The sequence below is a fragment of the Siminovitchia sp. FSL W7-1587 genome (assembly GCF_037963795.1).
In the GTDB taxonomy this organism is placed as follows: Bacteria; Bacillota; Bacilli; order Bacillales; family Bacillaceae_C; genus Siminovitchia; species Siminovitchia thermophila.
In genome coordinates, this window is record NZ_CP150169.1 from 4,418,528 (window position 1) to 4,441,826 (window position 23,299).

Sequence of the window (23,299 nt, forward strand, 5' to 3'; positions counted from 1 at the left end):
AATTTAACGACATATTTGGTGATTTTATGACATATCAAGTAAAAACAAATGTTTTTGAAGGACCGCTTGATCTGCTGCTTCATTTGATCAAACGGATGGAAATTGATATTTACGATATTCCCATGGCTGAGGTGACAGAGCAATATTTGGTCTACATACACACGCTTTCGGATCTGGAGTTGAATGAAGCAAGTGAATATCTGGTGATGTCAGCGACACTTCTGTCAATTAAAAGTAAGATGCTGCTCCCGAATAAAGCGGAGGAAGAAGAGGAAGACGTTTCAATTGAGGAGGAGGACCCACGAACAGAACTCGTCGAGCAGTTGATCGAATACAAGAGGTACAAAGAAGCCGCCGAACTTTTTAAACAAAAAGAACATGATCGCAGCCATATTTATACAAAACCGCCGAGCGACCTTTCCCAATTTGCCGCGGACGCCGATCCCATTTCTGAAGCGGACTCTGTCTCGGTTTTTGACATGCTGGCCGCCTATAACAAACTGTTAAAAAGAAAAAGACTGCGAAAGCCGGCGGCTGCCAAAGTGGAAATTCAAAAAATCACGATCGAGCAAAGGATGGAAGAGCTGCTGGAAATCGTTGAGAAGCATCGGACGCCCATTCATTTTTCGGACTTTTTCCACCATGATGACAAGAGTGTCATCATCGTGACGTTTTTGGCCATATTGGAGTTAATGAAAAGTAATGCCGTCTATGTGGAACAAACGGGCAATTTTGAAGAAATTTATATAAAGGCGAAAGAGGAGATTGTACGTGAAAGCAGCTAAGGAAAAAGGAATATTGGAAAGCTTATTGTTCGCTGCGGGGGACGAAGGCTTAAGCATCAAGCAAATATGCCATGTATTGGAAGTGACCGAAAAGGAAGCGTACGACCTGGTGGATGAATTAAAGAAGGAGTATGACGACAACGAGTGCAGGGGCATTACGATTGCAGTGCTTGCGGGGACATACCAGCTTGTGACGAAAAGAAGGCTTTCGAAATACTTGCAAAGGCTTGTGGAAAATACGCAGCATCCATCCATTTCCCAGGCCGCGCTTGAAACAGTCGCCATTATTGCCTATAAGCAACCCATTACAAGAGTTGAAATAGAAGAAATTCGCGGTGTAAAGACAGAGCGACCGATCAGATCGCTTCTTGCCAAAGGACTTATTAAAGAGGTGGGGAGGAAAGAAGGGATTGGAAGACCGATTTTATACGGGACAACGAGAGAATTTTTGGATTACTTCGGTCTCAAGGATTTGAAAGAACTCCCTCCGCTGCCCGACGCGGAAATGGATGGATCACAGGAAGAAGAAGCAGATTTATTCTATGATAAATTTCAGGAATCCATCAAATAAACAAATAAAGAAACGCAAGCGCCCGCTTATAACTACAAACTGAAGCACTCGCGATGAAATAAAGCGAAAGGGGCTCTTCCTGCCCCACATACAATCTTCCATTCTGCTTTGAATTGTTTAAAGTGGAGGTCTTAGCTTTTTTACAGGCGCTTTTCTTTTGCTTTTTTATGGACATGGCTCAAGCCCTCAGGCACATGCGCTTGCCTAAATTTATCTCTTTGACATTAACATCTTTTACTCCGTTACATCAACTGCGCGCAAAAACTTTAGCGGTGAAATGTGCTAAGATGGCAAACCAACTGCCACCCAAAATTTACAACATTCCTAAAACGCAACAAAGCTAAAAAGGGCTTCATTTCGGATGAATGTCCTTTTTTTTATGTTTAATAGCCCTTCTTTTTGTCATAACACTACAAGTGGCGCATAGACTTGTACAAATAAATGGGGGGCGAGGGGAAAAGGATGTTTGTTAAAATCAATGCGATTTTAATCAGTCTGTGCATACTTTTATGGCTCGCCGCCTTTTCGCCAAAAGACAGGGAAGAGCAGCCTGAGTTATCCTTGAGTGCATCTGGAGCCATCTTAATGGAGCAAGGGTCCGGGAGAGTCCTCTATGATCAAAACTCGGACGTGCCTGCCAGGATCGCTTCCATTACCAAAATTATGACAGCTATTGTGGCCATTGAATCAGGAAAACTGGATGAAACCGTTACGGTCAGCAAAACGGCGGTGATGACTGAAGGATCATCTATCTATTTAAAAGTCGGCGAAAAAATAAAACTGGAAGATCTGTTATACGGCCTCATGCTTCGCTCCGGGAACGATGCTGCCAATGCCATTGCGGAACACGTGGGGGGAAGTGTGGAAGGGTTTGTTTTCCTGATGAATCAAAAAGCGCAGGAAATTGGAATGCGCCAAACAGTTTTTTCCAATCCCACTGGTTTGGATGATCACGAAAATCATTATTCAACCCCTTACGATATGGCGCTTCTTACGCGATATGCCATGAACAATGACACGTTTAAAGAGATCGCGGGAACAAAAGCATATACGGTGGATCGAGAAGACGGTAAAGCCAGATGGAAAAACAAAAATCGCTTGCTCACTGAAAAATACCAACATACAACCGGCGGTAAAACCGGCTATACGAAAAGAGCCGGACGAACTCTTGTCACGACAGCTTCCAAAAATGGAATGGACTTGATTTCCGTTACGTTAAACGCGTCCGATGATTGGAATGACCATATTTCGATGTATGAATATGGCTTTGATCATTTCGAAATAAAACAATTGCTGCCAAAAGGCGAATTATTTAACGTTGAGGGGCTTCCAGATAATAAGCAATTATTTGTCAAGCACGACGTCCATTACCCGTTGCAGAATACAGAAGTGGACCATATTAAAATCAAGTATCGTTTGCTTTCTAGGGAAGATCTGAAAAAAATGAAGGAGGGGCAGGCTGGAGAAGCGGTTTTTTATTTTCAAAATGATGTCGTGCGGACGATTCCCATTTATGTAAAGGAATTGGATCATGACAAAGACAAAAGCTGGTGGCAAACTTTTAAAAATCTATTTTTCACTCAGACAGGTGTGAAGATAAATGATTAACTATATTTGGGTCGGGATGACCTTAATCGGCCTCGTGTTTGCTGGATTGAATGGCACGATGAAAGAAGTGAACGAAGCTATTTTTCAATCAGCTAACGAAGCCGTTACTTTGTGTATTGGTCTTATCAGCATTCTTGTGTTTTGGCTCGGAATGATGCGAATTGCCCAGGAAGCAGGCCTTTTGGAAAAACTGTCCAATCTATTTCGACCTGCCATTCTGAGGCTTTTTCCGGATGTTCCAAGCGATCACCCCGCCGTTGGTTATATTTTATCGAATATTATTGCAAACATGTTTGGACTTGGAAATGCCGCTACACCCCTCGGTATCAAAGCGATGGAGCAGTTAAAAGCATTAAATGGGGGAAAGCCCGTTGCAAGCCGCTCGATGATTACGTTTCTTGCCCTTAACACCTCAGGATTTACCCTAATTCCCACTACTGTTATCGCGATTCGAATGAATTATCAATCAGCCGGGCCGACAGACATCGTAGGCCCGACTTTAGTGGCCACCATATGTGCTACGTTGGGCGCCATTATTGTGGACCGGCTATTTTATTACCGAAGAATACGAAAAGGAGTAAAATAGCAATGCAATTTATATCGGCCATGTCCTTATGGATTGTTCCTGTCATCATCGCTGTTATTTTACTCTATGGTACGTGGAAAAAAGTCCCCACCTATGAGCATTTCGTTGAAGGGGGAAAAGAGGGAATCAAGATTGCGGTTTCCATTATTCCGTTTTTAGTAGGAATGCTTGTTGCTATTACAGTTTTCAGGTCTTCGGGTGCACTGGACTTCATGATTCAGCTGATCAAACCGGTTTTGGATTCGATTGGCGTTCCCGCGGAAATCGTCCCGCTCGCACTCATACGGCCGATATCCGGCACCGCGGCTTTAGGTGTTATGAGTGATCTCATTTCGGTTTATGGCCCTGACTCCTTTATTGGCAGATTGGCCTCAACCATTCAGGGAAGTACGGATACGACCTTTTACGTGTTAACGGTTTATTTTGGGGCAGTGGGAATCAAAAAAATGGGAGATGCTATAAAAGTCGGCCTTATAGCTGATGTAATCGGTATAGCGGCGGCAGTCATCATCGTGACTATTTTATTCGGTTCATAACCGGATTTTTTTATTTTGGATCAACATTCTTTGATTTTCTCTGTTCTTATGCAATAATTCATAAAGAAAATGCAGGCTTGAGGTGAAAAAATGGAACGCTTACAAAAAGTCATTGCCCATGCTGGAATTGCTTCTCGAAGAAAGGCGGAAAAGCTGATAGCAGAGGGCAAGGTAACAGTAAACGGAAAAGTAGTAACAGAACTCGGAACAAAAGTAACACCTTCGGATAAGATTCAGGTGAATGGCATTCCGTTGCAGCAAGAGGAACAGAAATACTATTTGTTTTATAAACCACGCGGCGTTATCAGTGCGGTTGAGGATGACAAGAACAGGAAAGTAGTTACTGATTTTTTTCCGCATGTAGAAGAGAGAATATATCCGGTTGGACGCCTGGATTATGATACATCCGGGCTTTTGCTTCTGTCCAATGATGGAGAATTCACCCATCTATTGACACATCCCAAACATGAAATCCCGAAAACGTATGTGGCAAAAGTTAAAGGGCTGCCATCAAGAGAATTGTTGAAAAAGCTGGAAAGAGGAATCCAATTGGAGGACGGAAAAACCGCTCCGGCGAAAACAAAGATGTTAACAGCCGATAAGAGAAAAGGCCATTCCATTGTGGAGATTACCATTCATGAAGGGAGAAACCGCCAAGTGCGCAAAATGTTTGACGCGATTGGCCATTCGGTGATGAAATTAAAAAGAGAAAGGTTTGCCTTTTTGACCCTTCATGGACTAAATGCGGGAGAATACCGGGAATTAACCCCGCATGAGGTAAAAAAATTGAAAGTTCTCGCCCGAACAGGGCAATGCTGAGAACAGGGAAGTTTTCACATAACCTTCATAACCACCGCAATGGCTCTATGAAGAAAATGATATAATGTAAACGGATATTCGCGTCTAATAAGGAGGCATGGTCTTTCATGTCAAAAAAAAATCGGCTGGTCATTCGGACAATCATTCTTGTTATTATGATCGCAGCAATTGCATACACACTTTACGCCAACTTTACGAAAGATTCACGCTCAAAAGTATCAGTTGGCGAACAAGCGCCTGATTTTGTTTTGGCGGATCTTGGAGACAAACAACATAAGTTATCCGACTACAGGGGGAAAGGCGTGTTCCTGAATTTTTGGGGCACGTGGTGCAAGCCGTGTGAGCGGGAAATGCCTTTTATGGATAATCAGTATAACGTTTATAAAGATCAAGGAGTTGAAATTTTAGCAGTAAATGTCGGAGAACCGGAGTTTTCAATCAAACGATTTGTAGAAAAGCATGATCTTTCGTTTCCGATTTTGAAAGACAAAAATCAGGATGTAATGAAAACGTACGGTGTCATTAACTTGCCTGCAACGTTTTTGATTGATCCGGAAGGAAATGTGGTAAAGGTGGAAGAAGGCGAGCTGACGGAAGCGAAAATACAGGCGATGATGGAGAGTATTAAACCGTAAGGGGAGCAGTTTTTTATGAATGATGTGAAATGTGTTTGCGGTCACGTCAATCCGCAAGGAACAATCCTTTGTGAAGCTTGCGGGCGGGCATTGACCGAAGAAGCGAAAAAAGAAAACCTGCATGATATGCGTTATGAGGGCAGTGCCAGAAGGTCTCAAACATACAATAAAACGTTGGTTGACAAAATATGGAACTTCTTTTCGTCTGTCAAGGTGGGAGTGTGGCTGATTGTCATTACACTAATCGCTTCCGCTCTTGGAACAATCCTTCCGCAAGTGATGTACATACCGCCGAATGCCGACCCTGCCGAATACTATTCAAGCCAATATGGAGCCTTCGGGACGATATATTATAATCTTGGTTTCCATGACTTATACAGTTCCTGGTGGTACCTGTTATTAATTGCCTCAATCGGCGTCTCGCTTGTCATTTGCAGCCTTGATCGGGTTATCCCGTTGCATCGGGCTTTAAAAAACCAGCGGGTTGACCGACATGAGGGTTTTTTAAAAAGGCAGCGATTGTTTAGGCGGTATGAAGGAGATGTGTCGCCAGAAGACATTGAAACGTTTAAAAAACGGTTAAAACAAAAAAAATACAAGATCAGGGAACAAGACGGAAGTATTCTTGCCGAAAAAGGAAGATTCTCACGTTGGGGTCCCTATGTTAATCATATCGGATTGATTATATTCCTAATCGGCGGCATGTTGCGATTCGTTCCGGGCATGTATGTGGACGAAGAGGTCTGGCTGCGTGAAGGGGAGAAAAAAACGATTCCGGGAACAAATAATGAATATGTTTTGGAAAGCAAAAAAAATACAGTAGAGTTTTATGACAAGGAAAAGGACAAAGAAGTATATAGCGAAGCCCTTGAACGAGTCGGTTCTGTTGTAAAAGAATTCCAATCCGATGTTGTTCTTTATAAAAGAGACAAAGAACAGGCGGTCGGTTCTGAAGAAAAACTGATTAAAGTGAAAGATGCCAAGATCCGTGTGAATGAACCATTGAAATTCGACAATTTTGCCGTATACCAAGTCAATTTCAAACAGGATGAATTTCAGACGATGACTTTTTCTTTAATTGACAAAAAAACAGAAACGGAACATGGAGAAGTAACCATTGATTTATTTGATCCGAAAACAAGTTACGACTTAAAAAATGGTTATAAAGTGGAGCTACTGGGGTATTACCCGGATTTTTCCGGTTTTGCGAAAAATGGCGAACCGCAAACGAATTCTCCTGTCCCGAATAATCCAGCTTTTTTATTTAACATGATTTCTCCCGAGAAACCCGACGGAGAAGTGAGTTTTACTGCGATTAGACAAACTGTGGAACCGCTTGGAGAAACAGAGTATAAAATGGCATTCAAAGGTATTGGAACAAGAAATGCTACAGGGCTTACTGTACGAAAAGATTTAACGCTGTGGGTTTTGGCCGTCGGGGGAACCATTTTTATGATCGGGGTTATCCAAGGCTCCTACTGGAACCACAGGCGTATTTGGCTGCAGCACAAGCAAGGCCAACTTCTTATAGCCGGCCATACAAATAAAAATTGGCACAGTCTGAGACGTGAAATTACCGGAATGGTTGAAGGCACAAGTATTCCTGAACCAATTGATCAGTCTCAAAAGGAAAAAAACGGTAAAGAAAGTAGGAATCATGATGCAGAATCTGGCAGAACTAAGCAGTAGTTTATTATACACTTCCTTTATTCTTTATCTTGTCGGGACATTTCTTTTTAGTGGTGCAATCCGTGATAAGAGAGGGAGAGAAAAGGAAAAAGGTGTAAATCGCTGGTCCAAGCTGGGGATTGTAGCAACCATCATCGGTTTTATTACACAGCTCGGTTATTTTGTTACCCGCTGGATTGCGGCGGGACATGCTCCTGTCAGTAATATGTTTGAATTCACAACCTTTTTTGGCATGATGCTCGTTGGGGCTTTCATTCTTCTTTATTTTATCTATCGCCTAAATGTGCTTGGATTATTCGCTTTGCCTGTTGCGATGATACTAATCGCATTTGCCAGCATGTTTCCAAGGGAAATCAGCCCGCTCATTCCATCGCTAAAAAGTGATTGGCTTCATATTCATGTTACGACTGTAGCGGCAGGACAGGCTATTTTAGCTGTCAGCTTCGTTGCAGGGCTCATTTATTTATTAAAAGCGGTTGATCCTACGGTGAAAGACAAAAGGTCTTTTTGGCTGGAAGTGATTATGTACTGCCTTGTGGCAACGATTGCCTTTATAATCACTTCATCAGCCTTTTCCTTGGCCGACTATAAAGCAGATTTTGCCTGGGTGGACAAAAATGATCAGGAAAAAGAGTTATCCTACCAACTTCCCGCACTTGTTGGCCCGCATGAAGGAGAACTGCTCACTGAGGGACGCTTCAATCCTTTAGTGGAAATGCCGGCACTCGTCAATGCGAAAAAATTAAATACTATATTATGGACTGTCATAACGGGAACCATATTGTATTTGCTTGTACGCTTAATCTTTCGGAAACGAATCAGCATGCTCTTGAAACCTCTTGTTCGCAGGGTGAATTTGGATCTCCTTGATGAAATCGGCTACCGCTCTGTATTGATCGGTTTTCCGGTTTTTACCCTTGGCGGTTTAATATTTGCCATGATCTGGGCCCAGATTGCCTGGACCAGATTTTGGGGGTGGGACCCGAAAGAAGTTTGGGCGCTTATTACGTTCTTATTTTATGCTGTTTTCCTTCACTTACGCTTATCAAGGGGATGGCACGGCGAACGTTCAGCCTGGCTTGCCGTTGTTGGAATAGCCATTATCATTTTCAATCTCGTGTTTGTTAACTTGATCATTGCCGGTTTGCACTCTTATGCATAGTTCCGGCGCAATATTTATCATGAAAGACCCCCGCGCTTTTAGTGCGGGTCTTTTTCGAATACAATAGGAATAGGACTATGAAGTTTGGAGGGATTAGGATGGAACGGGAAGTAAGTATATTAGTTGTTGATGATGAAGATCGGATTAGAAGGCTGCTGAAAATGTATCTAGAGCGCGAAAATTATGTGATCGAAGAGGCAGCCGATGGTGAAGAAGCGTTGGAAAAGGCGCTTAGCAAGGATTACGATTGCATTCTACTCGACTTAATGATGCCGAAAAAAGATGGCATTGAAGTATGTAAAGAATTGCGGGAAGAAAAGGCAACACCAGTCATCATGCTTACGGCGAAAGGAGAAGAAGCAAATAGGGTCCAGGGATTTGAAGTGGGAGCAGACGATTATATTGTCAAGCCTTTCAGTCCAAGGGAAGTGGTCCTGCGTGTCAAAGCTGTATTAAGAAGATCTTCGCAAACAAGCTATTTGCACACCGATCCGACTGCGCGGGATATTATTGTTTACCCACATTTATCTATTGACCATGATGCCCACCGGGTGACAGCTGATGGAAAAGAAGTGAATTTGACTCCCAAGGAGTATGAGCTTCTTCACTTCCTGGCCAAATCTCCGGATAAAGTGTTTGATCGCGAGCATTTGCTGAAAGAAGTTTGGCAATATGAGTTTTTTGGCGATTTAAGAACTGTTGATACCCATATCAAAAGGTTGCGGGAAAAATTAAACCGCGTATCCGAAAAAGCGGCAGGAATGATTGTAACTGTTTGGGGAGTAGGATACAAATTTGAGGCAGGCAATGAATGAGGCTTTGGCATAGCGTTGTTGGCAAGCTTTGGATGACCATCCTGCTGCTGGTTTCCTTTGTGTTGATTATTTTGACGATATTGCTGATCCAATTTTTTGAAAAATATTATGTGAATGAAATTGAACAAGATTTATCGGACACCGCCAAGAAGATGTCGAGTATTATCGAATCCCACCGTGATGACGGTCTCGGTGAAGAAATTGTGTTCGAGATTGTCGATGATCCCGTGGGTGTGGCCATTGCCTACAACAAGGACGAGTTTTTATACTCGCCAAACATTGGGAAAGACAATAAAATACCGCCGAGCGTCTTTTTAAACGATGCAGATTTAAAAAAAGTTTTTACCAACAAGGCCGTCATTGAAAAGGAAATATCCTTGTCGGAGATGGAAGAAACCGGCGGACGATTTAAAAACTATATCATTGCCGGGGTGCCTTTCAGTTTGAATGAAGGTGAAAGTGGAGCCATTTTTATCTATCAGTCTCTCGGTGTGTTAAAGGAAACGACAAAACAAACAGCAAATTTGATTTTGCTTGCGGCCGGAATCGCGATCGTGTTGACGACTGTATTTGCTTTCTTCTTATCAACACGTATTACTGCACCTCTCAGAAAAATGAGAGAGGCCGCCTTCGAGCTTTCAAAAGGATACTTTGATACACGTGTTCCCTTTTTGACTCATGATGAAATCGGCGAACTGGCCAATGCTTTTAATCAGATGGGGAAACGGCTGAAGTTTAATATGAACGTACTTCGCCAGGAGAAAGAACAGCTTACGAGCATATTAAGCAGTATGGCGGACGGCGTTATGACATTCAGCCGCGACGGTACGATTTTAATTACAAATCCTCCGGCAGAGCGTTTTCTGCATCTATGGCCTTACGATGAAATGGATTCGGAACACCCTATGCCTTCTGAATTGGCTGCTTTGCTTGAGAAAGCGATTGCCGATGAGGCGGAGCAAACCGGGGAACTTTCTATTCAGGGGAGATATTATGTCGTGATTGTAAGTCCGCTCTATACCCATGACCAGAAAAACGTCCGGGGCGCGGTAGCCGTTATCAGGGACATGACAGAAGAGCGGCGCCTTGACAAGTTACGCATTGATTTCGTGGCCAATGTTTCCCATGAACTCCGGACGCCGATCGCCATGCTCCAAGGATACAGTGAAGCCATTATTGATGATATTGCCGGATCAGAAGAAGAAAAGCGGGAAATTATTAAAATCATCTATGACGAATCGCTGAGAATCGGCAGGCTTGTTAATGAGTTGCTCGATTTAGCCAGAATGGAAGCGGGCCATACAGCGCTTCATTATGAAAAAGTGGATGTTGGCAAATTTGTGCAAAGAATCACATCCAAATTTCAGGCCATTGCGCGGGAGAACAACATTGAACTCAAAAGCAGTGTCGAAGATAACGTATATTTTTCACTTGACTCTGATCGCATTGAACAAGTGTTGACCAATCTGATTGATAATGCCATTAGGCATACGCATGAAGGGGGAAATATACAGGTCAGCCAGACAACTGTCGACAATGGTATTATGATCACAGTTGAAGATGATGGAACCGGTATTCCCGAAGAGGACCTGCCTTTTGTGTTTGAAAGATTTTATAAGGCAGATAAAGCAAGGACAAGAGGAAAGTCCGGAACTGGCCTGGGGCTTGCCATTGCCAAAAATATCATCGACGCCCATAATGGCAGGATGACGGTGGCCAGCAAACTTGATGAAGGGACAACCTTTACGATTTTCCTGCCGACTGCTAAATAACAGATAGTGTTGAAGCTTGGCGTTAATTCTTGTTTCATGGGTAACATGATTGGTCATTGATCTAAATATTTCACTTCACATAAATCATTTTTTATTGTATAATGACACCTAACAACAATATATGATTCATCTTCGGGGCGTGGTGAAATTCCCGACCGGCGGTGATGAAGCCTTAGAGCTTCTAAGCCCGCGAGCCTCTTTAGGGGCAGGATTTGGTGTGAATCCAAAGCCGACAGTACAGTCTGGATGGGAGAAGATGAAGGTTGCCGTGCGTTCAAAATTGCAAAATTTGGACGTTTATTGCGCATGCCGATCATTCTCCCTCAAAGTCGATTCTTTGAGGGTTTTTATTTGGCGATGATGCCGGCAAACCTTTCTTCGAAATGAGATGAATCTCAAAGGAGAGAGGATCTTGAGAAAATTGAATACGAAATCATTTGTAGCTATTGGAATGCTGAGCAGCCTATCATTCATTTTAATGCTCATTAAATTTCCAATTCCGCCGTTTCCGGCATATTTGACGGTAGATTTCAGCGATATTCCCGCGTTAATCGCCGGGTTGATGTTTGGCCCGTTGGCGGCAGTTTTGGTCGAGTTGATCAAAAACATCATTGATTATCTCATGATCGGCAGTGAAGCAGGTATTCCTGTTGGAAATTTTGCCAACTTTATTGCGGGAATCGTTTTTGTTCTTCCGACTTACTATGTTTTTAAACGACTTAATAAAAAATGGGGCCTTGCTGTTTCACTTATTGTCGGAACGTTATTCATGTCGCTTTTTATGAGTTTTTTAAATTATGTCGCGATACTCCCCGCCTACATCATTTTGTTGGGATGGGACCCGATGTCCACCTCCGCGCTAAGGCAATTGGTCGTGGCAGCGATCTTGCCGTTTAATATCATCAAAGGACTGATTGTAACAGTTATTTTCTTATTGATTTATGCGCGTATGAAAAACTGGATCGAAAAGCAGGCCGTTTATAAAAATGCATAAACCAAAAAGCGCCGTTTTCGGCGCTTTTCTACTTGTTAAGCGAATCTGCAAGCTTTTGTTCGTTATGATTCTCCGCATTGACCAAGTAGGCTCTCAGCCTCTCGGCGATTTGCAGGAACGCAAGCTTATTCAAACTTTAAGGCATCTCCATCAAACGGTTCATCGGCAACTTTGATTGAATCCGTTGGGCAACCTTCAAACGCGTCCATCATGTCATCCTCCAATATATCAGGCACTTCCTCTGTACCTTGATTATGATCAAGGACGACGTAAGCAAGTCCATCATCATCATAGTCATATATGTCAGGTGCAGCGGCTCCGCATGCTCCACACGCTATGCAAGTATCCTGGTCAACAATCGTAAACTTTGCCACACAAAAAACCTCCATATGATTCAGAATATGTGAATCATAATATTTTCATTACTGAATATATATTAATGCTCCTCCTTAGACATTTCAACAATATAAACCGGGAAGTAAAAAAATATTTTCATGAATCTTTTTTATTGTTGACGAAGGAGGGGGAACATAGTCGAAAAATTGAATTCATGATAAAATATAGTTGCAATGAGAATGTTATAAAGTTCATCATTGTGAAATATAAAAATGATTTAAAAGAGTGGACTTCATGAAAATAAAAAAACAGGCTGATCTCATCAGCAAAATGACCAGGAAAGAACTTTTGCTAGACTTATACATCACACAGCTGATTATATTGTTGATGGCCGTCATCTCTGGATCGTTTTTAGTGGAGAGCTTTTGGGATCCGGACCTTTTTTTTCGGTTTGAAGCAAAATGGATTGTGCTTGGTGCGGTCAATGGGGTAGCCGTTGTCCTCATTGATATCCTGCTCATGAATTTTTTACCTGACAAGTATTATGATGACGGCGGTATCAATACAAAACTATTTTCCGGCATGTCTTACTGGAATATAGCTGTTGTTGCAGGCGTTGTCGCTGTTTCAGAGGAATTATTGTTTAGGGGAATTCTTCAAACCAAGTTTGGCCTTATCATCGCCAGCATTATATTTGCTTTGATACATATACGTTATTGGACACATTGGTATCTAATCGTCAATGTCCTTGTATTGAGTTTTTGGATCGGGATTGTATATGAATGGTCCGGAAATCAATTGTTCGCTGTCATGGCGATGCACTTTACAATCGATTTTTTGCTGGGAATATATATAAAAAAGAAGTTTGATCAACAACATAAGAAGGGGTTAAATGATGGGTATGAATAAAAAGGGAAATGAATCGGGTGCAAAAATAGAAAGTCTGCCTTCAAGGACGGAATACCACAGATCAAGACATAAAAAAAAGCGTAAGGTGAAAATATCCGTTCCGCTTATCCTGGTGATGGTGCTGTTGTTGCTTCCGGTTGCGATATTGGCAATCATTAACGGCAGCGACAAGTCAAATGCCGATCGTGTAAACTCCAGTTCCGGGGAAGAAGTCCTTTTTGAGACTGATGAAGCGAAATCCTCAAAAGATACTGAAAAAGAGGTAAGTGAAAAAGAACAGAAACAAGAGGCAGAAAAAGAGAATACTGCGCAGCAAAAGGAAGAATCAACTGAGGTCAAAGAACAGGAGCCTCCGCCAAAACAAGAGGTGAAAAAAGAGGTACCGGTTAAAGAGGAACCTAAAAAGGAAGAGCCGATAAAGCAGACACCCAAAAAGGAAACGACACCTAGCAACAATGAACAAGCTCAGCAGGGGCAGGATGGTGTCATTTATCATCAAGTACAACCTGGAGAAACCTTGTTTAGAATAGCGATGAATTATTATAAATCCCAGCAAGGTGTTGACAAAATCAAACAGGCAAACGGATTATCCAGCAATGAAATCAGTGTCGGCCAAACGTTAAAAATTCCTAAGCCATAAAGATTTATCATAGATGCCCAAGCTGAATCATAGATTGAGGAAGAAGTCTATGAGGAGGCAGGGAACAATGACTATGGAAATGATTTTTCAAAAACTGGATAATCAAACAGACCAAGCGACGAAAAAAATGATTCAGAACTTAATTGAAAGAAAGCTCAAGTTTGACCGCTACAAAAACATTCATTTTTTTCTTTTAACGATTGCTTGTTTGTATTGTCTTGCGATAGGTTATGTTTGCTACGAGTATTTCATTATCCCTCATGACCTATCGGCGATAGAAGCGGTTTCGGCCATTATGGGGACAGCCTATTTTGCTTACCTATTCATCATTGGAGCATTATTGTTCGGTTCCGTCAAAATTTTTTATGAGAGAAAAGAGAAGGCTGAAAAGGAATATCAAGAATTGCGTTGTGAAATTATTGATAAAAGCAAGGATTTATGGCACGAAGACAGCTGGGGCGATCGCTATCAGGTTTTTGAACAAATCAAACGCCAATATGATATCAACTTGTTTCATGAAAGTAAGTAATTTCGAAACGATCTGCCGTTTAATTCGAAAATTGAATCGTATGTTTTTACACAAGTATGGGGTTTCCAGTCGAATGATCGACTAGAAACCCCTCTTCTTTTGAAAAAACAGGCAAACTTTCCGAATAAGTCACGTTCAATCTTTGTACACTAATACATATTCCAGCATTGGGAGGATGAACGGTGTCCGAAAATTGTTTTTATTGTACGAAGCATATGAAGGAAAATGAATGGCATTTCGTCACTTTCCAAGTAAGTGACATGGACAGGGAAGAAGTACTTTGTGATGAATGTTATGATGATTGGCTTCAAGGCATGAAAGGATAATTTGTAGAACAGGCAAACACCCCGATATTTTCGGGAAATATCGGGGTGTTTGGTAAAAGCTTAAAAGAATTTCTTCTTGCCCCTTTCTTCTTTTAGTATTTCCACTGCCTCGCGGAAGCGTTGTGAATGAACAATTTCCCTCTCCCTTAAAAAGCGCAGGCCGTCATTTAAATCAGGATCATCACTCATGTTAATAATCCATTGGTAAGTGGCTCGCGCTTTTTCTTCCGCCGCGATATCTTCATACAGGTCGGCAATGGGATCACCTTTTGCCTGGATATATGTGGCCGTCCAAGGATTACCCGCGGCATTGTGATAAAACAGTGCCTTGTCATGATCCGCATAATGGGCCCCCAGCCCGGCCGCTTTCATTTGTTCGGGTGTAGCGTCTTTTGTCAGTTTATACACCATCGTGGCAATCATTTCCAGGTGGGCAAACTCTTCCGTTCCAATGTCCGTCAAGAGCCCAATGACAGAATCCGGGATCGAGTATCGCTGATTCAAGTAACGAAGGGCAGCGGCCAGCTCTCCATCGGCTCCACCATATTGTTCAATTAAAAATTTCGCAAGCATCGGATTGCATGTGCTTACTCTTACAGGATATTGCAGCTTTTTTTCATAAACCCACATGAGTGGAAGAACCTCCTTGTCATTATTTAGTCATCCTGGAATTGCAAGCAGTTATACTTGCCATGGCCATGGAGCCTCTTTCCAATCCCATGGGTGCCTTGAGTAAGTGGAACCGTGCGATAAGGCGCCAAATTGTTTTTCAAACTTTTTCACAGCGGTCTTTCTTAATTTTATATACTCATTATATTGGCGAATCGCGTCCATGTCGTTTGGGTGTGTATCTAGGTAAAGTGTCAGTTCCACAAGAACGAAGTCGATCGTTTGTATTTCTTCCAATTGGCTGTAATATTCAGGAGGCATCTGTTTCATGGGTCAGTCCTCCTTCGCCCTTTCATAGGGGCTATAATACGGATCGTAAAAAACTTTCCACAATGTTCCTGCTTTGAGCGCCTCCCTGGGAGGGAATTGAGGTAAATTAGGTGGTTGAAATCCCAAATATAAATTTGGAGGGGTGGAATAAGATTTTACTGTTATGGGCGGGCACGGATCAAAAGGACTGACGTATGGTTTATACGTCTTGTAAAGCGTGTACATTGGCTTCCTCCTTTTCCTATGGTCATTCCATTGTATTGTAGTTGTTCCGATAACATTCTTTAAAACAATAAAATTTTCTTATTTAAAGCATATTTTACTCTTCGTATGGTAAGATGTTACCCATATGATAAGGTGAAACTTCAATCAGCGGGGTTTTCATCCGCTGATTGTTAGTAGAACCAATCGGGCATATACAGGCAGTTGTCCCACCACTAGCCAATCACGTTTTATCTTGATTTCTTAAAGCGGTGGGCTTACTGCCAGTTAATGCGGGGTAAGGTGAAACTTCAATCAGCGGGGTTAGGGATGCGGGGCGTACAGGCGCTGTACTTGTTGAGGCGTTCTGAGCCCGCGAACTTCTATCCGTTTGAATAAATAGGGTGATCGCATGTTTTTGGTGATGTTGTTAATCTTTTTGTTAGCCGTGTTTTTGCTGTTATTTATGGTAAAAGAGGCTTTTCGCAATGAAGTGAAAGAAGAGGTGCTCGCATTTCCCGACTTTCCAACACAATGGGGAGAATTAACGATTTTCTTCATTTCCGACATTCATAAAAGGCTCATTCATGAGAGCATCATTCAACAAATAAAAGGCAAAGCCGAGATTGTCATCATCGGCGGGGATTTGACGGAAAGAGGCGTCCCTTTGGCAAGAACGCGGAAAAATATTGAAATGCTGCAACAGGTGGCACCAGTCTTTTTCATTTGGGGTAATAATGATTATGAGGTTGATACTAAAAAGCTGAATGAATTGTTTGATGAATGTGGCGTCACTGTTTTAAAAAATGAAACGGCTTTTCTTCAAAAGGGAGAAAGTTCAATCGCATTGATCGGCCTTGATGATTATGAACCGTCCGAACCTTTATCAAGGGCTATTTCACATTCCTTGGACGATCGTCATTTTAAAATCTTGCTATCCCATAGACCTTCCATCCTCAAGCATATCAGGCCGTCCGATCATATTTCTCTTATTTTGAGTGGGCATACACATGGCGGCCAAATTCGAATTTTTGGATTCGGGCCTTACCAACGAGGAAGAACGTTTCATTGCCCCAGCGCTACGGTACTGATCAGTAACGGGTATGGAACAACACTATTGCCATTAAGGCTCGGCGCCCCGGCAGAAACCCATCTGATTACGATCAAAAATAAGGAAAATGACTAATCGTCATGAAGCGTGCTTTTTCGACAATTCGTCAATGAAAATGGTAGTCTGCAATGATTTATACTATTTCTCGTGAGGAAGCCCGCTTGCCAATACTCCTGTAAATTGGGTGTACGTGTCCGTTTTTCCACAACCTAGACCGCATCGCTTTGTTGGCGGAGGGATGAAGCGGATACGGCGATCTTGGGGGTTGCATATCATGGCGGGCGAGGTGACCTCATGAAGCAGGGACATCAGTTATAAACGAACTGTTATTAGTACGAATCGTGAAAATAAAAACCGCATGAAATCAAGGTTTTCCCATTTGATTTCATGCGGCCTATTCATTTTTACAGGTTTTTCTCCAGCGTCATTCCACTGGCAACTTGTTACCTGCTCCTCTTATAGTCTTCATTGGCGCCCTGCCAAAATATGTAGGAATCGATTCGCTAAAATGTTTGATTATCGTGAGTTTTAGACCAGTGTACCATCCTTCATGCGGATGATTCTGTCGCCATATTGTGCTGCTTCTTTCGAGTGTGTGACTTGAATAATGGTAACCCCTTTTTCCTTATTGATCCGATAGAAAAGCTCCATAATGTTCGTTCCCGTCTTGCTATCTAAATTGCCAATCGGTTCGTCCGCCAGGATGAGCTTCGGATTGATGATCAAGGATCGAGCAATGGCCACCCGCTGCTGTTGTCCTCCAGACAACTCCCTTGGGGTGAATTTCTTTCTATCTGCTAATCCAACAATTTCTAATGTTTCATCCAGCTGGCGCTGATAGTTAGCTGCTTTTTTTCCATCCATGATTAAAGGCAGCATGATATTTTCCTCAACGGTTAGATTGTGCACTAAATTATAAAACTGAAATACAAATCCGATAAAACTTCGGCGTATCGAACTTTTCTTTTGATCGCTTAGTTGATGAAGATCTTGTTGTTCGATCAGGACTCTGCCCGATGTTGGTTCGTCAATGCCGCCAAGTAAGTAGAGCAATGTACTTTTTCCGCAACCGGAAGGCCCCATGATCGAGACGAATTCTCCCTTTGCAATAGAAAGGTCAATATTTTTTAAAATGGGCACGTCTTCCTGGCCCACCTTGTAAATCTTACAAAGATTTTCCGTTTCAACAATATGTTCCAACATAAGCACTTCCTCTCATCCGGCTCTCTATTCATACCGCAGTTCCTTCATCATATTTAATTTAAAGACTTGTCGGGCAACCGGTATTGTGGAAAGAATGAGTAAAATAAATACGAACGCACATAAAATTCCATATAATTCAAAGGTAAATTGATATTCGATCCGTAATCCAATCGCATATAACAATTTTGTCATCAATTTATTTAATGCAAGCCCCCCTAAAAGACTAATCATGACCACAGCAATAAAAGTGATAAACATCTCCCAAAATAACATGCGTATGATTTGCATTCTGCTCATACAGACGGAATAAAGCACGGCGTATTGTTTTTTTCTCTGGGAAAACGAAACCAGCAAATTATTAGAAATGCCTAGTAGTCCGACCACCAGTCCCATAGCAATAATGACTTTGATTCCATTTATCAAAGTGTCAATCGTCGCCTTTTGCGAAGCAATCATTTCGTCAAACGTCATAACCGTTATTGGAGTATCCATAAATTGATCAGCAATCGCTTCCTTCACATCTTCAGCTTTATCTTCATCTTTGATTTTCACGGACAATTGATTGAAGAAACCGTCAAAGTGCTGAGCGAAATATTCTTGATGAATGAGAACGGTGTTTCTGTTTTGGGAAAAGGCTGAACTTTCCATCGCACCAGAAATAACGACTTCAATGAAACCGTCCGCCAACGGTTGAAAGTTGTCATCCAAAGGCTGCAAAAGAATTGTTTCACCGATTTTAAGGTCGTATTTATCGAGTTGATATTCATCTATAATAATGCCATTCCGAACTTCTTTCATTTTTGTTTCGGCGTCACCGAGCAACGTAATTCCCGAATAAAATGTATCAAATTCACTAATATCATCTACCCCATGGACTGAAAAGGTCTCGCTGTTCCCATTCACCTGATACTCTGCCAGACTGACGTGATCATAATATGTGCGCGACACTTCTTCCATGGACTTTACATTCTCTATAAGATCAGGTTCTAATTCACCACCTTCTGATCCTCTCACGGTCACGTCGAAGTCTTTTTTAAATGAATTTGTTAAAAATTGGTCTATCCCGGAACTGACCATCCCCACCATTAGCAATAGTAAGAGAACCACGATGATCATACTGGAATTATTAGAGACAATCTTGTTATTTGCAATATTTTTTGTTGAAAGAATGAGATTTCCACTTCTCGTCTGTTTTACAAAAAGATGAAATAAGTTGGATAGTCCATTTAACATACGCGGAGTTAATAGGACAATTGAAATAAATAAACATAAAACCGAAAAGATGGCCATGAGCAAGTGATCGGTATTATTTAGATAATATAAAATAAAGGCGGCCCCTAAAAAACTGATTCCAATCAATGTCGTGATTCTGGAATGCTGTTGTGATACGTGCTGTGTATTGAGGATTAAGTCTTTGAGCGGTGTCGAATTGGCCTTATGAATACGTAAAAAATTAATGCCTACCGGAAAAAGCAGCCCAAACAAGTATGCAATAGTCAACTGACTCAAGGGGAGGTCTGTCACCAGTTTAACGTCATACTCTTTATATTCGTTGAAAATAGATGCCGTATAAGGGAGTATGATATAGGCGAACACGACTCCCAGTGTGGAGCCAAGCAAGCCATATACGAAAAATTCCAATAAAATAACGCGATTCATCATCCGCTTACTAAATCCGATACTGCGGAACGTACCTATGACGGGCATACGTTCGGCAAGAATGAGTTTAGATAACGTTGAAATGACATAGGCACTGATGAGGACGATGATGATAATGGCTAACATCATCGTGATTTGAAACGTTTCTTCATCGCGAACAAGTGTATCGGCCGCGTTTGTTTGTTGAACGGTAAAATGAACGTTTTGATCCGCCAGCGTATTTATTGCTTTATCCAGTTCGTCCTTCGGGACTTGAACCAATGTTTGATTCACCGCTTTATCCATGCCATAAATACGATTCAGTTCGTCTAGCGATGTAACAAGAAGTATCTGCCCTGTCTCTGAGTAAAATATGCCATTCGTTTCACTTATCGCTCCAATGGTAAATGTTTCGTTACCCAGACTGTGCTCAATTTCAATGGCGTCCCCAAGGTTCAAACCATAATCGGATGCCGTTTTTTGACTGATCATAATCATCGTTTCATCCGAACCGTATCCATCCAGTTGACGAAGGGGGGAAACCAACTCGGCATCTTTTGCTTGCTCAACATTCATGCCACATAGTGAAACTCGAACATCTTTGTCAGCGGATTTCCATTTTCCATTCATGTAAAGTTGATCAATCCGCTGACCTATAGAAACGGAATCAAGCATAATATCAGACGGGGCATAAAACGGAGTTTCACCATTTTTTTTCAAGACAATGTTTGTGTTTCCATACACGCCTTGCAACATTTTAGAGTACGTTTCGTTAATGACAGAATTCAAACTAAGCCCTGCAAATAAAACCGCCGTTGAGAGAAAAATGCTCAATAGTAAAATCAATGTTCTGAATTTTTTCTCTCTTATATTTCTTACCACATGTTTTAATATAATACTCAATTTATGACCTCCATTGGAAGTTTATCTTGCGTATTTTTATCATGTTGAGTGTAACAAAGTATTTTTTTTAATTCAATATATAAAAATAAAAGAAAAGTAAAAATATAAAAATAGTTCCTAAGTCTCTTGTCTTATTAAAATAGTTGGACTATTCTATCGGTGAGATATGTACATGTACATAACGTCTTTGAAAAAAGGAGGGTTGAGAAATGAAAGTAACAAAAAAAGGTGAAGTAATTCGTGAGAAGTCATGCTTCTGTGTCGCTTGCACATGATTTGAAAACTCAAATAGTACCTATGGTGGTTTTCCTCCATAGGTACTATTCATGTTGTTTAAAGGGGGCATGAAGGTTTGAAAATATATGGTATAAAAGAATCACTTGAAATCTATGTAGAAGGTGAGGAATTTATACATTTTTTGTTTGTACATAATCAAAAACAACTTATCTATGATTATGATCCTGGTTTTTTGTCCTTGTTAAAAGTCATGGAAGAAAAAAGAAGCCTGAAAGAAATTATCTATGAAGTTAAACTAGTGAATCCAGAAATAACGGAAAACGATATAACTAATGCAATTAAACTTCTTCTAGAGGACGGAATTGTCTTTGAAGTATCCGGAAAATTAACACAAATAGAATCGTATAATAGAAATCAAAGACAAATTGATTTTTTCAACGAATATGATTCGTCACGGGGTGGAGAGATCATTCAGAAGGAATTATCTAGTAAAAAAGCCGTCATTATTGGACTTGGCGGAATTGGCAGTTGGGTCATTACCACACTTGCAATGGCTGGTATCAATCACTTTGTTATTTTAGACGGGGATATTGTCGAAGAAAGCAATTTAACAAGGCAAAATTTGTATACATATAATGATATTGGAAGAAAAAAAGTGGATGTTGTCAAACATAAAATTCGAATGTTGAACCAAGAGGCACAAGTAGATACATTTGATATGTTTTGTCATCAAGACACCGACATACATAGTGTCGTAAATGGTAGTGATATTGTCATCAGTTGTATTGATGAACCAAGCGTAACCGAAACTGGGAAATGGGTATCACGGGCTGCACAAGATTTAAAGATTCCACACATTGTTTCTGGTGGTTATTTGGGGCACTTGGGTTTTATTGGACCGACTATTATTCCGGGGGAAACAATTTGTTGGGAGTGTATTGTGGAAAGCTTAGAGAGTGATTATAAGGATTGGAAATTGATTAAATCCTCCAGACGAGTTGGCTCAATTGGCTCTCTCTCCTCAATTGTGGCAAATCTACATGCGTGGGAAGCTATTCGAGTCCTGACAAACATTAGCGAACCGATCATGAAAAACAAAAGAGGAGAATTTGATTTCATTAAATTGAATATTAAGCTCTTTGATATAGAAAGAAATAAAAACTGTGGGATTTGCTCTCATGCACAAAAACTAAAAAAGGTGAGATGATGATGGATAAGAAAGCCCAAGATCTAGTAGAAGGATTCTTTAACCCGATGGATTTACTCGACAAAAATGAATTATTCAAGCGCTTGAGAAATATGGAACCAGGAAACTTGTTTGACGTCATGGAAAGTATCCGAAGAGACGAGATAAAAAAATTAAGAGAGACGGGATTTTGGGAGTCCAACTTACAGCACATTCATCAGAATCTTAAACATTTCGACATGGAGAATGTGTTTCCAAAGGATCAGTTGGTTGAGTTCATCCAATACTTGATGTCTACAAGTTCCCTATGGCCTGCTTATTTTATGATCATGTCCCACGATGACCGGTTTATTTCAGAACATGTAACAATTAGGAATATCGAGTATTTAGATCAGGCTCTAATAGATGGGAATGGCGCTATTTTAGGCCAACTGCACTGGGGCCCATTCCAGTTGTTATTTCCATTATTGGTAAAACTAGGTTACCCTATTTTCCAGTTATTTGGGGAAAAAGATGCTGAAATATGGGCAGTAGATATGATAAAAGCATATTTTCCCGAAAACTTATGGTCTAATTTTAAAACAGCAACCGTTCCTGAAAGCGGATTTTTAGTGAAGGCATTAAAAGCATTAAAACGGAATTCTTTTGTCGCTTTACCGCTTGAAGTGAATGGTTCAGATATTTTACCTAGGCAAACTCTTCAGTTCTTGGGTAACGAAATCTATGCGCCAGATGGATCGGCTTCCATTGCGGCAATCACGAAATCACCTATTATATTAGTAAGAGTTGAAGCCGTGCGTGATCAAGTGGAAATCATATTCGACGAACCTATTTATATTCATCATAAAAAAGATGTTGCTGAGGTGAACAAGCGGATTTTCAATAAAATGGAATACCATATAAAAGAGAATCCTCTACAGTGGAGAGGGTGGGCATTCTTAGAGGAAATGGTTGTGCAGAAAGAAATGAGTAAATAAAAGGTCATTTATGGTTCTGTTTATTTTAGCAGATTGACTCCCGGCACAATCTGTACAACCAACCGTAACGAATCCATCTCACCGACCATCTTCCCCTTTATTGCGGTAGCTTTACCGAGTACTCTCAACTTTAGGGGAGGTTTGCGATTTATTATATGAACGATGAAGATGTAAATGGATTCTTGATTCGTC

Annotated in this window: 25 protein-coding genes and 1 riboswitch; of the genes, 19 read left to right on the forward strand and 6 right to left on the reverse strand. The window is 41.2% G+C overall.

The window, feature by feature from the left end:
• Positions 1-26: 26 nt before the first annotated feature.
• From NST31_RS20795 to NST31_RS20850, 12 genes are all read left to right on the forward strand, one after another.
• Complete coding sequence (locus NST31_RS20795; protein WP_077113511.1) at positions 27-785, forward strand: segregation/condensation protein A; 759 nt, start codon at positions 27-29, stop codon at positions 783-785.
• On the forward strand, positions 772-1,356 hold the full coding sequence (gene scpB / locus NST31_RS20800) for an SMC-Scp complex subunit ScpB (RefSeq protein WP_339163019.1): 585 nt from the start codon (positions 772-774) through the stop codon (positions 1,354-1,356). The genes NST31_RS20795 and scpB overlap by 14 nt, the downstream gene beginning before the upstream one ends.
• Positions 1,357-1,818: 462 nt before the next feature.
• On the forward strand, positions 1,819-2,964 hold the full coding sequence (locus NST31_RS20805; RefSeq protein WP_139345701.1) for a D-alanyl-D-alanine carboxypeptidase family protein: 1,146 nt from the start codon (positions 1,819-1,821) through the stop codon (positions 2,962-2,964).
• Positions 2,957-3,550, forward strand: coding sequence for a nucleoside recognition domain-containing protein (locus NST31_RS20810; protein WP_077113272.1), 594 nt, complete (start codon positions 2,957-2,959; stop codon positions 3,548-3,550). The genes NST31_RS20805 and NST31_RS20810 overlap by 8 nt, the downstream gene beginning before the upstream one ends.
• A gap of 2 nt (positions 3,551-3,552) precedes the next feature.
• Positions 3,553-4,086: a spore maturation protein gene (locus NST31_RS20815; RefSeq protein WP_077113273.1), complete on the forward strand. Its 534-nt coding sequence runs from the start codon at positions 3,553-3,555 to the stop codon at positions 4,084-4,086.
• A gap of 90 nt (positions 4,087-4,176) precedes the next feature.
• The gene (locus NST31_RS20820; protein WP_077113274.1) at positions 4,177-4,905 is read left to right on the forward strand and encodes a pseudouridine synthase; all 729 of its coding nucleotides are present in this window, start codon (positions 4,177-4,179) and stop codon (positions 4,903-4,905) included.
• Between the two features lie 107 nt (positions 4,906-5,012).
• Positions 5,013-5,540 (forward strand): thiol-disulfide oxidoreductase ResA, encoded by a 528-nt coding sequence (gene resA, locus NST31_RS20825; RefSeq protein ID WP_339163022.1) that lies wholly within the window; start codon positions 5,013-5,015, stop codon positions 5,538-5,540.
• 15 nt (positions 5,541-5,555) lie between these two features.
• Positions 5,556-7,229 carry a cytochrome c biogenesis protein ResB gene (locus tag NST31_RS20830; protein ID WP_077113276.1) on the forward strand — a complete coding sequence of 558 codons (1,674 nt, stop codon included), beginning with the start codon at positions 5,556-5,558 and terminating at the stop codon, positions 7,227-7,229.
• On the forward strand, positions 7,210-8,391 hold the full coding sequence (gene ccsB, locus NST31_RS20835) for a c-type cytochrome biogenesis protein CcsB (RefSeq protein WP_339165637.1): 1,182 nt from the start codon (positions 7,210-7,212) through the stop codon (positions 8,389-8,391). Before NST31_RS20830 ends, ccsB begins: the two co-directional genes overlap by 20 nt.
• Positions 8,392-8,489: 98 nt before the next feature.
• On the forward strand, positions 8,490-9,206 hold the full coding sequence (locus NST31_RS20840; protein ID WP_077113277.1) for a response regulator transcription factor: 717 nt from the start codon (positions 8,490-8,492) through the stop codon (positions 9,204-9,206).
• On the forward strand, positions 9,203-10,978 hold the full coding sequence (locus NST31_RS20845; protein ID WP_339163026.1) for an ATP-binding protein: 1,776 nt from the start codon (positions 9,203-9,205) through the stop codon (positions 10,976-10,978). The genes NST31_RS20840 and NST31_RS20845 overlap by 4 nt, the downstream gene beginning before the upstream one ends.
• Positions 10,979-11,102: 124 nt before the next feature.
• Positions 11,103-11,240, forward strand: a riboswitch (FMN riboswitch).
• Positions 11,241-11,390: 150 nt separating this feature from the next.
• Positions 11,391-11,972, forward strand: a complete 582-nt coding sequence (locus NST31_RS20850) for an ECF transporter S component (RefSeq protein WP_328799766.1) — start codon at positions 11,391-11,393, stop codon at positions 11,970-11,972.
• Positions 11,973-12,097: 125 nt separating this feature from the next.
• Here the strand turns inward: NST31_RS20850 and NST31_RS20855 are convergent, their stop codons facing one another.
• A complete protein-coding gene (locus NST31_RS20855) occupies positions 12,098-12,346 on the reverse strand; it encodes a ferredoxin (protein WP_077113280.1) in 249 nt (82 codons plus the stop codon).
• A gap of 256 nt (positions 12,347-12,602) precedes the next feature.
• On the opposite strand from NST31_RS20855, the gene NST31_RS20860 reads away from it, so the two are divergent.
• The 4 genes from NST31_RS20860 to NST31_RS20875 all read left to right on the forward strand — a co-directional run bounded on the left by NST31_RS20860 (position 12,603) and on the right by NST31_RS20875 (position 14,712).
• The gene (locus NST31_RS20860; protein WP_077113281.1) at positions 12,603-13,217 is read left to right on the forward strand and encodes a type II CAAX endopeptidase family protein; all 615 of its coding nucleotides are present in this window, start codon (positions 12,603-12,605) and stop codon (positions 13,215-13,217) included.
• Positions 13,201-13,857: a LysM peptidoglycan-binding domain-containing protein gene (locus tag NST31_RS20865; RefSeq protein ID WP_205178575.1), complete on the forward strand. Its 657-nt coding sequence runs from the start codon at positions 13,201-13,203 to the stop codon at positions 13,855-13,857. The genes NST31_RS20860 and NST31_RS20865 overlap by 17 nt, the downstream gene beginning before the upstream one ends.
• Before the next feature lie 67 nt (positions 13,858-13,924).
• Positions 13,925-14,386, forward strand: a complete 462-nt coding sequence (locus NST31_RS20870) for a DUF2663 family protein (RefSeq protein WP_253191925.1) — start codon at positions 13,925-13,927, stop codon at positions 14,384-14,386.
• A 182-nt stretch (positions 14,387-14,568) separates the two neighbouring features.
• Positions 14,569-14,712 carry a hypothetical protein gene (locus tag NST31_RS20875; protein ID WP_171973993.1) on the forward strand — a complete coding sequence of 48 codons (144 nt, stop codon included), beginning with the start codon at positions 14,569-14,571 and terminating at the stop codon, positions 14,710-14,712.
• A 60-nt stretch (positions 14,713-14,772) separates the two neighbouring features.
• On the opposite strand, the gene NST31_RS20880 is transcribed toward NST31_RS20875, so the two are convergent.
• From NST31_RS20880 to NST31_RS20890, 3 genes are read right to left on the reverse strand one after another with little or no spacing between them, the layout of a single operon-like run.
• Positions 14,773-15,342 carry a manganese catalase family protein gene (locus NST31_RS20880; protein WP_077113283.1) on the reverse strand — a complete coding sequence of 190 codons (570 nt, stop codon included), beginning with the start codon at positions 15,340-15,342 and terminating at the stop codon, positions 14,773-14,775.
• Positions 15,343-15,393: 51 nt separating this feature from the next.
• Positions 15,394-15,651: a spore coat protein CotJB gene (locus NST31_RS20885; RefSeq protein ID WP_205178566.1), complete on the reverse strand. Its 258-nt coding sequence runs from the start codon at positions 15,649-15,651 to the stop codon at positions 15,394-15,396.
• A 3-nt stretch (positions 15,652-15,654) separates the two neighbouring features.
• Entirely contained in the window at positions 15,655-15,876 is a 222-nt protein-coding gene (locus NST31_RS20890; protein ID WP_077113285.1) for a spore coat associated protein CotJA, read from the reverse strand.
• Positions 15,877-16,264: 388 nt separating this feature from the next.
• On the opposite strand from NST31_RS20890, the gene NST31_RS20895 reads away from it, so the two are divergent.
• On the forward strand, positions 16,265-17,038 hold the full coding sequence (locus NST31_RS20895; RefSeq protein ID WP_205178562.1) for a metallophosphoesterase: 774 nt from the start codon (positions 16,265-16,267) through the stop codon (positions 17,036-17,038).
• Between the two features lie 453 nt (positions 17,039-17,491).
• Here NST31_RS20895 and NST31_RS20900 read toward each other — a convergent pair whose 3' ends face one another.
• Together NST31_RS20900 and NST31_RS20905 are read right to left on the reverse strand one after the other, a co-directional pair.
• A complete protein-coding gene (locus NST31_RS20900) occupies positions 17,492-18,166 on the reverse strand; it encodes an ABC transporter ATP-binding protein (protein WP_339163034.1) in 675 nt (224 codons plus the stop codon).
• 24 nt (positions 18,167-18,190) lie between these two features.
• The gene (locus NST31_RS20905; RefSeq protein ID WP_339163036.1) at positions 18,191-20,707 is read right to left on the reverse strand and encodes an FtsX-like permease family protein; all 2,517 of its coding nucleotides are present in this window, start codon (positions 20,705-20,707) and stop codon (positions 18,191-18,193) included.
• Positions 20,708-21,059: 352 nt separating this feature from the next.
• Between NST31_RS20905 and NST31_RS20910 the strand changes: the two genes are divergently transcribed.
• Positions 21,060-22,151: a ThiF family adenylyltransferase gene (locus tag NST31_RS20910; protein WP_339163039.1), complete on the forward strand. Its 1,092-nt coding sequence runs from the start codon at positions 21,060-21,062 to the stop codon at positions 22,149-22,151.
• A gap of 2 nt (positions 22,152-22,153) precedes the next feature.
• Positions 22,154-23,107: a hypothetical protein gene (locus tag NST31_RS20915; protein ID WP_077113290.1), complete on the forward strand. Its 954-nt coding sequence runs from the start codon at positions 22,154-22,156 to the stop codon at positions 23,105-23,107.
• The last annotated feature ends 192 nt before the right edge of the window (positions 23,108-23,299 follow it).